The sequence below is a fragment of the Plantactinospora sp. WMMB782 genome (genome assembly GCF_049179135.1).
Lineage (GTDB): Bacteria > Actinomycetota > Actinomycetes > Mycobacteriales > Micromonosporaceae > Plantactinospora.
Genome location: NZ_JBMHMC010000007.1, coordinates 7,238,319 through 7,251,084 on the forward strand (window position 1 = coordinate 7,238,319; position 12,766 = coordinate 7,251,084).

The following is a 12,766-nucleotide window of genomic DNA, read 5'->3' on the forward strand; positions in this document are numbered from 1 at the left end:
CGGAGAGGTGGTCACGGCGCCTCCCCGGCGACCCGGAAGGCCAGCAGCGCCCGGTTGCCGTTCCGCCGGAGCGTCCCGCCGGGCATGGTCAGTGAGGGCCAGCGGCGCCGACCGGCGCCGGGTGCTCGTGATGGTCGAGGTCGGCGAGGTCCCAGGCCGGGAAAGGGTCGGGTAGGTCTCGCCAGGCGTCCTCGCCGGCCGCGATCTCGGCCTCGGTGAGCAGGCAGCCCTCCAGCGCCGTACGCAGCCCGTCGGCGTCCAGCCCGACGCCGATCAGGACGAGTTCCTGTTGCCGGTCGCCGAAGACCGGATGCCAGCGGGCTTCGAGGTCGGCCCGTTCTGCCGGATCCTCCGGCCACTCTGCGGAGACCACGACCGGCACGCCGGCCGGGTCGCAGCGCCCGGACGGGCCGGCCTGGGACCAGAGCGCCTGCACGTCCGGGCGGCTGGCCAACCACAGGAAGCCCTTGGACCGCAGTACGCCGAACCGGTCGAGCCCGTCGCCGAGCAGGTCCCACAGCCGCTGCGGATGCAACGGCCGGTGGTCGCGGAACACGATGCTGGAGATGCCGTACTCCTCGGTCTCCGGGACGTGGCCGCCGTTCAGTTCGGCCACCCAGCCGGGTGCGGTTTCCGCCCGCTCCAGGTCGAAGCGGTTGGTGTGCAGGATCTCCGCCGGGGGCACCCGTCCGTGTACGGCGCGGACCTGCCGGGCCGCCGGGTTGAGCCGGGTCAACAACGCCTCCACCACCGCGAGGTCGTCGGCCGCGACCAGGTCGGTCTTGTTCACCACCAGGACGTCGGCGAACTCGATCTGATCGACCAACAGGTCGGAGACGCTGCGGTCGTCGCCGTCGTACGCGGCCAGCCCGCGCTGCTCCAGCGTCTCTCCCGCCTCGATCCGATCGAACAGACTGGCCGCGTCGACGACGGTGACCGTGGTGTCCAGCCGGGCGATGTCGTCGAGCACCTGCCCGTCCTCGACCCCGAAGGCGAAGGTCGCCGCGACCGGCATCGGCTCGGAGATGCCGCTGGACTCGATGAGCAGATAGTCGAAGCGATCCTGCCGGGCCAGCCGGGCCACCTCGTCGAGCAGATCGTCGCGGAGGGTACAGCAGATGCAGCCGTTGGTCAGTTCGACCAGCCGCTCCTCGGTCCGCGACAGCGCACCGCCGTCGCGGACCAGCGCGGCGTCGATGTTGACCTCGCTCATGTCGTTGACGATGACGGCGACCCGCAGTCCCTCCCGGTTCGCCAGCACATGGTTGAGCAGGCTGGTCTTGCCGGCACCGAGGAAACCGGAGAGCACCGTCACCGGCAGCCGACCGGTCACGGCTGCTCCACCACCTGGCGCCCCCGGTAGAGCCCGCAGTGCACGCAGGCGTGGTGCGGCAGCACCATCTCCTTGCGCGAGCAGGGGCACGGGGTCAACGGCGGCAGGCTCGCCTTCCACTGCGCGCGTCGGTGCCGGGTGTTCGACCGGGACATCCTCCGCTTTGGTACAGCCACTGGCGATCCTCTCATCGTGAAAGCCCAGGCTATCCGATCTGATTTTCGTTGTCATTACGGGCCGGATGACGGTGAGGGTGAGAGTTGGCGAAACGCCGGGCGCTGGGGACGGTTGCGGCGAGTGCGGGGGCAAGGAAGCAGACGAGCGCGGTGGTGCCGAGTACGGCGGTCGCGCCGAAGGTGTGGATCGCGGGGGCGATAAGGGCGAGCCCGAGCGGGGCGAGTCCGTAGGAGGTGAGGAAGTCCAGCGAGGAAACCCGGGCTAGTTTGCGGGGTTCCACCTCGCGTTGGGTGGCGGTGAACCACGGCACGTTGAACAGTTCGATCCCGATGCCGGCGAGTGCGTACGCGGCGATCACGAGGAGGGGGTGCACGGGCAGCATGAGGCCGAGTGGGGCGAAGCCGTAGCAGGCCAGGCCGGCGAGCGCGGCCCAGCCCTGGCTTCGCGGGCGCCACCGTGCGATCAACAGCGCACCGGCGAGTGCGCCGATGGTGTACGCGGTGGCCGCCCCGGCCAGGACGGCCTCGGTGCCGTACCGGTCTCGGCTGATCAGCGGTAGGGCGACCCCGGTGGCGGAGTAGCCGGTGGCGATGACGGCGGTCAGCGCGCCCAGACCGGCGAGAAACCAGGGGTGTCGGCGGGCTTCGCGCACTCCGTCGGCGAACTCGGCGAAGAAGGTGCCATGGTCCTGTCCGGTGGGTGGTGCGGGTGCCCCCGCCGGCGGTAGCAGGGCCGTGGCCAGCCAGAGAAGGGCGATCCCGAGTAGCAGGGCATTGGTGTCGAGGACGGTGGCCAGCAGCGCGGTCAGGGCGGGTGCGACCAGCGTGGTGACCCGGACGGAGAGGGTCATGGCGGCGTTGGCCTGCTGGCGTCGTCTTTCGTCGACGACCTCGGCGGTCAGTGCCTGGAACGCCGGCCGGCATGCGCCCTGTCCGGCCCCGGCGACCGCCGCCGCGACGGCTGTCAACGGCATCGACCAGCCCGTTCCTGCCGCGATCACCGGCGTCGCGGCAGCGGCGGCCAGCCCGGAGAACAGCACCACCCTGCGGCGGGAGTAGCGGTCGGCGATCACCCCGCCGACGGCGACCGCGGCGAGGAATCCCACCGTGCGGGCGGCCAGCAGCAGCCCGAGCCCGGCCGGGGAGAGTTCATGGTCGAGTACCGCGAGGCCGAGCACGAACGGCAGTGCCCAGGTCGCCAACCCGGAGGCGGTGGTGCCCGACCACAGCCGGAGAAACGCCTGATCCCGCAGGATGGACGGCTGACTGACGGCGTTCTCGGGAAGGCGGGGCGCTGCGGTCACGGGCGGGTTTCCTCCTCTGCCGATTCGTCGCCGAGGTCAGGGCTGGAGGTTTCGGAGGTAGGCAGCGAACTTCTCGAGACCGTCGACGTTGCGTGGTCCGCTGATTCCCTCGTTGTAGTCGAGGACGAAGAACCGGTTGTTGACCACGGCGGGCAGGTTCCTGGTGGTGGGGAAGGTCTTCAGGAAGTTGATTTTCTCCTGGGCTGGCTTGTCTCCGTAGTCGAGGATGACGATGATCTCCGGCTGGCCCTGGACGACGGCTTCCCAGCTCACCTGGGTCCAGCGTGCGTCGAGTTGCGCGAAGATGTTCCGGGCGCCGGCGAACGAGATGATGTCGGTCGGCGGTACCTGACGGCCGGCGGTGAAGGGCTGGTCGGTGCCCGAGTCGTACAGGAACACCGGCGTCCGGTCCGTGCCGGTCGTCTGTGCCTTCACCGCCTCGACGCGCTGCCGCAAGCCTTGGACGGTCTCGGTTGCCCGTGCCTCGACCCCAAAGATCCGGCCGAGGCGCTCGAGGTCGGTGTAGAGGCCGTCGAACGGGGTCGTCCGCTGCGGGAAGCCCGGGTAGTTGAAGCAGGATTCGGTGTGCATGAAGCTCTGGATGCCGAGGCCGTCGAGAATCTCCGGGGTGATTCCCCGCTTGTCGCTGAATCCGGAACCCCAACCGGCGACCACGAAGTCGGCCTTGGCGTCCACGACCAGCTCCCGGTTGAGTAGGTCGTCGCTGAGGAATTCCACCTTCGCGTACTCCTGTGCCCAGGGTGACTCGGTGACGGGTGGATTGGCCGGCGGCATGACGTACCCGTGGACATGGTCGGTGAGGCCGAGCGCGAACATCTTGTCGGCACTGCCGCCCTCGTAGACGACGGCCCGGCGGGGGGTGGTGTATTCGATCTCCTCGCCGCAGCGTTGCACGACCACCTTCCGGTCGGGGGCGGCGGAGTCGTCGACGGTGGCTCCGCAGGCGGACAACAACGCGACGACGACAAGGGCAGTCGCGGTGCCGCGGATGGTCGCGGAGCGCTGGTGAGGGATGGACATCGATGGACCTACTTACCTGTCGGAGTTGACTACGTGGTGTGGGGCGGCGCGAGGGAGTACAGCAGTTGCGGGTCGCCGGTCAGGGGATGGGTGACGACGGTGGCGGCCACTCCGAAGACGTTCCACACGAGGTCGGCGGTGAGGACCTCCGCGGGTGTGCCGGCGGCGACGAGCCGCCCGCCGGAGAGCACGCCGATCCGGTCACAGGTGGCGGCGGCGAGGTTCAGGTCGTGCAGGACCACCAGGACCGTCAGCGAGACGCCCTTGAGCAGGGAGAGCAGCTCGATCTGATGTCGGATGTCCAGGTGGTTGGTCGGTTCGTCGAGGACCAGGATCTCGGGCTCCTGCACCAGCGCCCGGGCCACGAGCACCCGTTGACGCTCGCCGCCGGAGAGGCTGAGGACGCCCCGGTCGGCGAGATGGGCGATGTCAAGCCGCGCCATCGCCTGCTCGCACAGTTCCCGCTCCCGGCCACTGAGCGGCCGATTGCCGCGCAGGTGCGGGGTACGGCCCAGCGCGACGACCTCCGCGACGGTGAAGTCTAGGTCGCTACCACCGTCCTGGGTCAGTGCGGCGATCGACCGGGCGCTCCTCCGCGGTGGCACGGTGGCGAGGTCGTCGCCACCGACGCACACCACGCCCCGGCTCGGCCGTAACGCCCGGTAGACACAGCGCAGCGCGGTGGACTTGCCGGAGCCGTTCGGTCCGACCAACCCCACCGTCTGCCCCCGGTCGACGGTCAAGGACAGGTCGCGGACGAGCAGATGACCGTCGACCGCGACCGTGACGGCGTCCAGTCGCAGATCCATCGTCACCGGCCACCGAACAGGTAACCCCGCCGGCGCATCAGCGCGATGAACGCCGGAACCCCGACCAGTGCCGTGATCACGCCCAGCGGAAGCTCCCGGGGAGCGACGACGGTTCGGGCGAGCAGATCGACCCAGATCATGAACAGCGCTCCGGCCAGCGGCGTCACGACCAGGACCCGGGCGTGAGAGGCGCCCACCAGGATGCGGACCAGGTGCGGCAACACCAGACCCACGAAGGCGATCGCCCCGCTGACCGCGACCATCGCGCCGGTGACCAGCGAGGTGACGACGAACAGGCCGGTACGGGCCCGGGTGCTGTCGACGCCGAGACTGGCGGCGGTCTCGTCTCCGAAGGTCATGACGTCGAGCGTTCGGCTCCGGTGGTGCAGCAGGAGTGTTCCGGCGAGCACCGCGACGGCGACCGGCGGCAGTACGCCCCAGGTGGCCGCCCCGAAGCCGCCCATCGACCAGAACAACAACGTGCTCGTCGCCTCGCTGTCCGGCGAGAAGTAGACGATCATCGCCATGACCGACTGGAAGCCGAACGACATCACCACACCGGTCAGCACCAGCCGCAGCGGCGTGAGCCCGGCCCGGCTGTAGGAGGCGAGGAACACCAGCGCGGTGGCGACGAGGGCGCCGACGAAGGCACCCGCGGAGACCGCGTACACACCGGCGAACGCGAGCCCGCCGGAGACGGTGACACCGACCGCCCCGACCGACGCGCCCGAGGAGACACCGAGCACGAACGGATCGGCGAGCGCGTTGCGTACCAACGACTGCACCGCGACCCCGACCACGCCCAGACCCGCACCGACCAACGCCGCGAGCAGCACCCGAGGCGTACGGATCTGCCAGACGATCTGATAGCGGGTCACGTCGTCGCCGCTGATGGTGCCAGCGGTCAGCCCCGCCCAGAGGTACCGGATCGTGTCCGCGGGCGGCACAACCGCCGCGCCGATACCGATGACCAACGGCACGGAAACGAGCAGGGCGCTCAGCAGCAGACTGACGAGCAGTACCAGACTCCGCTTCGCCGGCCCGGACGTACGCCGCATTCCACGGTGTGGCGCGGCGCGGGCATCCACCGGGTCAGGGCTGTCCACCCGGTCCCGAAGTGGCTGCGTCGACACAACGAAGTCCCCCAGTTACATGAAAGTGATTCTCGCTTTCATGTCGGAGGCTAGCACGATCGAGCCGGCCGCCAGCGGGCGCCCGACCAGCTCGATCGCAACGTCGAGCCGGCCGGCTCCGCCGCAACCTGCGCGCCCGCGAATCGATCGACCAGGACACATGTGATGGCGGAGGAGCACGCGGCGCTCGTACCCGCCCGCCGCCCGGTCGTCGCGGAAGTCAGGCCTGTTGGAGCAGCGGGGAACGCAGTGCCTCGGGGCCGAGGACGAAGTCCGGGTCGACCTGTGCCGCCAGATCCTCGCCGGTCCGGTCGTTGGCCCAGGCGGTGGCGTTGCGGAGGTGGAAGTGCACCGCCTGCCGGGTGTACGTGGCCCAGTCCTGCTCCGCCGCGTCCACGGCGCCGCGCATCGTCTCCAGCGCCGCCAGGTTCGCCGGTTCGAGCGTGTCGATCGGGCGCAGCGTGCCCCGTTCGGCCTCCTTGACGTAACCGGAGCGGCCGAGCCAGGTGAGCAGGTCGTCGCCGACGTGCTCGTGCAGGAACTCGACGTCGGAGGCGTCCTCGACCTTGTTGCCGACCACGTGCACCCGGACGCCGTAGTCGGCGGCGTAGCCGACGTACTGCCGGTAGACGCCGACGCTGCGTTGGGTCGGCTCGCAGACCAGGAAGGTGGCGTCGAAGCGGGTGAAGAGGCCGGAGGCGAACGAGTCGGCACCGGCGGTCATGTCGACGATCGCGTATTCGCCGGGGCCGTCGACCAGGTGGTTGAGGATCAGTTCCACCGCGCCGACCTTGGAGTGGTAGCAGGCCACCCCGAGGTCCTCGCTGGTGAACGGCCCGGTCACCGCGAGCCGGACGCCGCCGACCTCGCGTGCCAGGGTGTCGTAGACCGGGTTGGTCTCGGCGACTCGCAGCAGTCGGGAGCCGCGACCGGGTGGGGTGGTCTTGACCATCGTCGCGGCCGAGGAGATCCGGGGGTTCGTCCCCCGCAGGTATTCCTTGATCTCGGTCAGGTGGTCGCCCAGTGCGGGCAGCGTGATCGCCTCGTCCTCCGCGGCGCCGAGCGCCACGGCCAGGTGTTGGTTGATGTCCGCGTCGATCGCGAGCAGCGGAGTGCCGGCCGGCGCCTGCGCCGCGAGGTGGCGAGCGAGCAGGGCGGCGAGCGTGGTTTTTCCGCTGCCTCCCTTGCCGACAAATGCGATCTTCACGGCTGATCCTCCGGGAATGGGTACGTTTCCTGTGGTTCCGGCCACACCTTAGCGGACTTGGTAGTCGTTTCCACAAAGCCGCCACGACGTGGGACAGATGTTCCCCGAAAGCGGTACAGCCGTCCGGGCCGCCCGAGGCGGCTACGCCGGCAGGTTCCGGCGGGCCCGGATCTCAGTTGGAGACGGCGAGGTGCGGCAGAACCTCCGCACCGAGGCGCCGGATGGACGCCAGCGTGCGGTCAGGGTGCCCGGCGGCCTCGACGGCCAGCATCAGGCGCCGGGCGCCGGTGGCGGCGAGAGTGGCGGTCAGCCGCGACACGCAGCGGTCGGGTGGGCCGACCGGATGGATCGCGAGCAGGTGCTCGACGTAGGCGTCCAGGTCGCGGTGCGCGGATGGGCTGCCGTCGATCCGGACGTACTCCCGGGTGCGGGCGAGCCAGCCGGGCAGCGTGTCGCGCAGTTCCTTCTCGGCCTCGGCGACGGTGTCGGCGACGTACGCCAGGTGGGCGCTGACGTGCTCCGCCGCCGTGGTGTTCCGGCCGGTGGCCGTGGCAGTCCGTGCGTACCGGTCGAGGGTGGCGGCCTTGGCTGCGTCGTCGACGTGCATGCCGAGCAGCAGCGGGAGCCCTCGGGTGGCGGCGAGGTCCACGGTCGGCGACGTGGTGGCGGCCAGCCACACCGGCAGCGGCCGGCTCGGTCGGGGCACCATGGCGACCTGCCGGAACCGGTGCACCGGACCGCTCCCGGCGACGGTCGGCCGTCCGGAGAGCGCGTCGAGGAGCAGGTCAAGCGATTCCGGGAAGCCGGTGGTGTGCCGATCCAGTCCGGTGCCGAAGACCTCCAGGTCGACCCAGGGACCGCCACGGGCCACGCCGAGGTCGAACCGCCCGCCGGAGACGGCGTCGAGCAGTACCGCCTCCTCGGCGAGCGCGACCGGGTGGCGGTTGGGCAGAATCGCCGCCGCCGTGCCGACCCGCAGCCGGCTGGTTCGGCCGAGCAGGAAGCCGGCGAGCGTCGTCGCCGAGGGGCAGACGCCGTACGAGATGAAGTGGTGCTCGGCCAGCCACACCCCGTCGAATCCGGCCGCCTCGGCGGTGATCGCGTAGTCCACCGCGTACCCGAGGATGGCGGCGTGGTCGGCGCCGGCGAACTGGCCGGCGAGCAGAAAGAGGTCGACGCGCGGCCGGAACGGCCGCGCGTCGCCGAGGGGCGGGTCAGCAGTCACGCAGCTCGGGTGACTGGTTGAGCAGTTGTCCCCGGGTCGAGATGAAGGCACGATAGCGGTCGCCGTCCACGGCGGACGGTGTGAACGCGGCGACCCGGTGGCAGTTCTGGAAGGCCAGTTTCACGCCGAAGTGGCGCTCCAGCGCTCCCCGGATCGCGTCGCTGGCCAGCGCCCGCAGCAGTTGGCCCCGCTCGGCCTCGCTCGGTGGCGGCACGGCGTGGTCGGCGAAGTCGCCGCCGTCGCGGTCGAGGTCGCCAGCGACCTCGTTGACCACCGCCCAGGCGTAGGGCAGCGAGTCGCGTACGCAGGCGACGAACTCGGCGTCGTCGACCGGGCCGGCCTCGGCCCGTTCCAGCAGGGCAGTGGGTACGTCGAGGGACATGCAGACTCCTCAATGGTCGGAAGCATCACCGTCGGTGTTGGTGAATGTACTAACCGCGATTTCTACCTTGCCTGATCGCCATTCGCCCGTCCAGCCCTCGTGCCGTCCCCGTTGGTCGCCGGATGCGTTCGCCGGGGTGCGGCGGAGGCCGCGCCCCCGACTGTCCGAAGCGGGCCGTCGGGGACGCGGCGGTCAGGGCGCCGCTCTCAGCCGACCTGGACCGTGTAGTTGACGGTCGGACTGGCAACTCCGGCGCCACCGTTCGCGGTGGCCCGGAACGAGAGGGTGTAGGTGCCCAGCGCCGAGAACGCCCAGTTGCCGTGCGCATGGATTCCGGCGCCGATGTTGCCGGGCCAGGCGGAGATCGGGCAGCCGGCGGCGCTGTTGGAGTTGAGCCGGAAGGTCGGCGTACCGAAGGAGTTGGTGGTGTAGAGGGCGAACCGCCCGCCGGCCGGCACGGACGACACACCGACCAGTTCCATCCGCACCGGCCCCTGGGCCGCCGGCACGTCCTCGGTGTTCCATCCGGGCCAGATCAGGTTGGGGTTCTCGGCCTGCGGCGCGACGTAGGCGGTCGACCCGGCGGCACCGAGGCAGTTCCAGGCGGATCCGCTCGGCACCGCGATGGCCGAGGTCGACCGCAGTCGCAGCGTCGTACCCGCCGGGGAGAGGTCGTCGTTGGCAGGGCTGTACGACCTGATGTCGAGGGTGAGGGCTCCGGCGGTGTAGTCGACGTCGAGGACGTCGAGGTGGCCGGCCTCGATAGTGGCCGCGGCCGCCGGGGTGGCGGTCAGGCCGAGGACGGTGGCGGTCGCGGCCGCCACGAGGGCCAGGGTCCGGTGTACGAGTCTCATCGCTGCTCCAGTTCCGCTTCTCGGGTCGTGGCCTAGCTCTGGACCTTGAAGGTGAGCCACACCGGGTCGGAGGTGACGCGCTCGCCCGTCGCGGCCAGCCTGCCGGTGACGTCGACCTTGACCCGGTAGGTGCCGGCCGTCTCGAAGGCCCAGTTGACGTGCATGTGGCCGCCGACCGGCCGGGTGATCACGTCGGGCAGGCCGTCCTCGCTGTCGACCAGCACGTCGGGCGCGCCGACCGGGTCGGTGACGAAGATGCTGAACCCGTCGGGACCGGTCACCCGGGTGAACCGGATCCGGACGCTGTCGCCGACGAAGACGCCCGCCTCGATCTCCTCGGTGGCCAGGCCGGCCCAGAGCAGGTTCTCGTCCTGGACCTCGGGGAGAATGTGGACGGTCGCGCCGGGTGCGCCAAGGAACGCGTACGCCGGGTCGTCCGGCACGGCCACCGCCGCCTCCGGCCTGGCGACGAAGATCACGTCGGCCGGGTCGCGCTCCACGTCGGGGTCCACGGTCTCGTCGTGGACGGAGATCTCGAACTCACCGTCCTCGAAGGCCACGTCCACCGCGTCGACGTGCCCCTGGGACAGCTTCACGGCAGCCGCCTGGGCGGGTACGGCCCCGACCAGCAGGCCGGCCGTGATCGCCGCGGTGACGCCGGTCAACGCGGTCATCCTGGCTCGCATGCGAATCCTCCTCACGCCACGGCACCGCGCCGCAGCCAAAGCAAACGGTAACCATTTTCAGTAAACTGTCAAGCGTGTACGCCGCCGGCACCACGAGCCCTTCCGGGGACGGTCGATCGCCCACTCGACATGCCTCCGAGGGCGTGCTAACTTCCCGGCGAATCTGAAACCCGTTTTCATTTCATAGAAGGAGTAGAGGGAGGGATGACGACGAGAAATCCCAAGCGCCTCGCCGCTGCTGCCGGGGCCGCCGTCGTGTGCCTCGGCGGCCTACTGCTGCCCGGTGCCACACCGGCACTGGCGCAGGAGAAGGTCGTGCTGTCCACCGGCCACACCGATGCGGTCGACGTGCACTACGAGGACGGCGAACTCGTGCTCAAGGTGCACGACGACACGGTGGAACCGTCGGTCACCCGGGATCCGGCGGACGTGACCTTCCAGGTCCTGCCGGAGGCCGCCGTCGAGGTGCCGGACCTGCCGGCGTACGCGTTTCTCGGGCCGGCGGGCTCGACGATCTGGATGCTGCCGATGACCCAGGAGCCGAACCTGCTGTGGCCGGGCTGGAACACCACCACGCTGCGATCCGGCGTGTTCCAGGGCGACAAGGTGCGGCTGAGTCTGGTCGAGGTGGCCGGGCCGGGCCGGGTGTCGGTCTTCATGACCGATCCGATCGGTCAGCCGCTGATCAAGTTTCGCAGCGACGACGGGCTGCCGGACGCGATCGACGTGCCGATCAGCACCCACGCCCACGCCAACTGGGTCTTCAGCGCCCTGGGCAGCTACACGCTGACCTTCCAGGCCGACGCGACACTGGCCGACGGCACGCCGATCTCCACCGGCCCGGTGCCGTACCGGTTCGTGGTCGGCGACCTGCCGGCCCCGGACCCGGAGGTCGAGCTGTCCGTGCAGGGGCTGCAGCCCGGTTACGCCCCGGGCGCGGCGGTGACCCTGAGCGCCGTGCAGAATCCGGTCACCGACCTGGACCAGTACCGCTGGTTCAGCAGGTGCCCGGGGGCGGCGGACTTCACCGAGATCCCGAGCGAGGTGGCGGCGGCGTACTCGTTCACCGCCACGGCGCAACTGGACGACTGCCAGTACCTGGTCCGCCTCTACCGGGACGGGAACGTGCTGGTGGCCGCGAGCGCTCCGGTGACCCTGAACGTCGAGGACGCCGGCACACCGGCGGCGTCGCAGACGATCAGGGTCACCGTCGGGGCGCAGGGCTCGTTGGTGGTCAGCGTCGACCCCGACGACCGTACGGTGAACCTGCCGGCGGCCATGCTCTCCCCGGCCGGTGACCGGTGGCAGAGCACGGGTGACCTGCGCCCGATCACGGTCACCGACACCCGGCCCGGCTCACCCGGCTGGAACGTCGCCGGTCAGCTCGGTGACTTCACCGCCGGGCAGAACCGGGTCGGCGGGAAGTACCTCGGCTGGGCACCGACGGTGCTGGCCCAGGCCCAGGGTCAGGGAGTCGTCGCGGGTCCGAACGTCACGCCCGGCTTCGCTACCGGGAACGGCCTGGCCGCGAGCAGTGTGCTCGGCACCGCACCGGCCGGCGACGGCCGGGGCACCGCGCGGCTCGGCGCCGGGCTGAGCCTGGAACTGCCGACCGACACCGCCGCCGGTCAGTACGTCGCGACGCTGACCCTGACCGCCATCTGAGGAACCTGAACACCGCCTGGAGGAAACCCGTCTCGGCAGCCGTGGGTGCACAGACCACGGCTGCCGAGACGCTTCCCGACGCTGCCCGCGGCGAACCGGAGCACACGCTCGAAGGGGGCGGGCCGGTGCGACCATCACCACCCTGACAGAAAGGCAGACAACCGATGACAGCCGACCTCTATGCGGAATCCGGTGAGTTCATCGACGTGTTCAGCCGGGACGCCTGGCAGGCGTTCCGGACGCCGGTCGTCGCGGCACTGCACCGCGCCGTCCCGGACCAGGGGCCGATCCTCGACATCGGCGCCGGGACCGGGCTGGGCACCCTGCTCGTGGCAGAGACGCTGCCAGGCGCCGAGATCGTCGCGGTGGAGCCGTCGCCGATCCTCCGCGCGGTCCTGCTGTCCCGACTCCTCGACAACGAGTCGCGGCGCCCGAGGGTGACCGTGGTCGCCGCCGGCATCCAGGACTGGACGCCTCCGGCCCGCCTCGGCGGGGTACTCGCGATGAACATGCTCGGCCACCTCGCCCCGGAGCAGCGCCGGACGCTCTGGACCGCCCTGCACGAACGCCTGACACCCTCCGCGCCGCTGATCGTGAACCTGCAGCCGCCCGCCGAGGTGACCACCATCCCACCGACCCCCTTCGCGGACATCGCCATCGGCGGCCGCACCTACCAGGGCGGCGGCGAGGCCCGCCCCGCCGGCAACAACACCGTCACCTGGACGATGAGGTACCGCACCCTCGGCCAGGACGGCAACGTCGAACGCGAGATCGTCGTGGCGTACCCCTGGCACGTCGTCTCCACGACGGAGTTGCTCGACGAACTCGCCGATGCCGGCTTCACCGCCACCGTCGGGAAGCTGGACGTCGTCGTGGCCACCCCGCACGGCTGACCCGGACACCGACCGCTCGGCGGGCGCTCACCTGCTGCAAACACCCCTGGAAGGAGAC

Annotated in this window: 13 protein-coding genes; 2 read left to right on the forward strand and 11 right to left on the reverse strand. The window is 70.6% G+C overall.

Annotation, left to right across the window (positions count from 1 at the left end; all coding sequences use genetic code 11):
* Positions 1-88: 88 nt before the first annotated feature.
* The 11 genes from ACN28A_RS34355 to ACN28A_RS34405 all read right to left on the reverse strand — a co-directional run bounded on the left by ACN28A_RS34355 (position 89) and on the right by ACN28A_RS34405 (position 10,150).
* Entirely contained in the window at positions 89-1,333 is a 1,245-nt protein-coding gene (locus tag ACN28A_RS34355; protein ID WP_421402628.1) for a GTP-binding protein, read from the reverse strand.
* Positions 1,330-1,509: a 50S ribosomal protein L32 gene (gene rpmF, locus ACN28A_RS34360; protein WP_421402629.1), complete on the reverse strand. Its 180-nt coding sequence runs from the start codon at positions 1,507-1,509 to the stop codon at positions 1,330-1,332. Before rpmF ends, ACN28A_RS34355 begins: the two co-directional genes overlap by 4 nt.
* A 29-nt stretch (positions 1,510-1,538) precedes the next feature.
* Entirely contained in the window at positions 1,539-2,813 is a 1,275-nt protein-coding gene (locus ACN28A_RS34365; RefSeq protein ID WP_421402631.1) for an MFS transporter, read from the reverse strand.
* 36 nt (positions 2,814-2,849) lie between these two features.
* Positions 2,850-3,854: an ABC transporter substrate-binding protein gene (locus ACN28A_RS34370; protein WP_421402633.1), complete on the reverse strand. Its 1,005-nt coding sequence runs from the start codon at positions 3,852-3,854 to the stop codon at positions 2,850-2,852.
* A gap of 29 nt (positions 3,855-3,883) precedes the next feature.
* On the reverse strand, positions 3,884-4,663 hold the full coding sequence (locus tag ACN28A_RS34375; RefSeq protein ID WP_421402635.1) for an ABC transporter ATP-binding protein: 780 nt from the start codon (positions 4,661-4,663) through the stop codon (positions 3,884-3,886).
* Positions 4,664-4,665: 2 nt separating this feature from the next.
* Positions 4,666-5,721 (reverse strand): FecCD family ABC transporter permease, encoded by a 1,056-nt coding sequence (locus ACN28A_RS34380; RefSeq protein WP_421402637.1) that lies wholly within the window; start codon positions 5,719-5,721, stop codon positions 4,666-4,668.
* A gap of 295 nt (positions 5,722-6,016) precedes the next feature.
* Positions 6,017-7,003 carry an ATP-binding protein gene (locus tag ACN28A_RS34385; RefSeq protein WP_421402639.1) on the reverse strand — a complete coding sequence of 329 codons (987 nt, stop codon included), beginning with the start codon at positions 7,001-7,003 and terminating at the stop codon, positions 6,017-6,019.
* A gap of 172 nt (positions 7,004-7,175) precedes the next feature.
* Positions 7,176-8,228 (reverse strand): LLM class flavin-dependent oxidoreductase, encoded by a 1,053-nt coding sequence (locus ACN28A_RS34390; RefSeq protein ID WP_421402641.1) that lies wholly within the window; start codon positions 8,226-8,228, stop codon positions 7,176-7,178.
* Entirely contained in the window at positions 8,218-8,610 is a 393-nt protein-coding gene (locus tag ACN28A_RS34395; protein WP_421402643.1) for an SCO5389 family protein, read from the reverse strand. Before ACN28A_RS34395 ends, ACN28A_RS34390 begins: the two co-directional genes overlap by 11 nt.
* A gap of 206 nt (positions 8,611-8,816) precedes the next feature.
* Positions 8,817-9,464, reverse strand: coding sequence for a choice-of-anchor M domain-containing protein (locus tag ACN28A_RS34400; RefSeq protein WP_421402645.1), 648 nt, complete (start codon positions 9,462-9,464; stop codon positions 8,817-8,819).
* A gap of 32 nt (positions 9,465-9,496) precedes the next feature.
* A complete protein-coding gene (locus ACN28A_RS34405) occupies positions 9,497-10,150 on the reverse strand; it encodes a choice-of-anchor M domain-containing protein (RefSeq protein ID WP_421402647.1) in 654 nt (217 codons plus the stop codon).
* 204 nt (positions 10,151-10,354) lie between these two features.
* On the opposite strand from ACN28A_RS34405, the gene ACN28A_RS34410 reads away from it, so the two are divergent.
* Positions 10,355-11,815, forward strand: a complete 1,461-nt coding sequence (locus ACN28A_RS34410) for a choice-of-anchor M domain-containing protein (RefSeq protein ID WP_421402648.1) — start codon at positions 10,355-10,357, stop codon at positions 11,813-11,815.
* Positions 11,816-11,979: 164 nt separating this feature from the next.
* Entirely contained in the window at positions 11,980-12,708 is a 729-nt protein-coding gene (locus ACN28A_RS34415; RefSeq protein ID WP_421402650.1) for a class I SAM-dependent methyltransferase, read from the forward strand.
* The last annotated feature ends 58 nt before the right edge of the window (positions 12,709-12,766 follow it).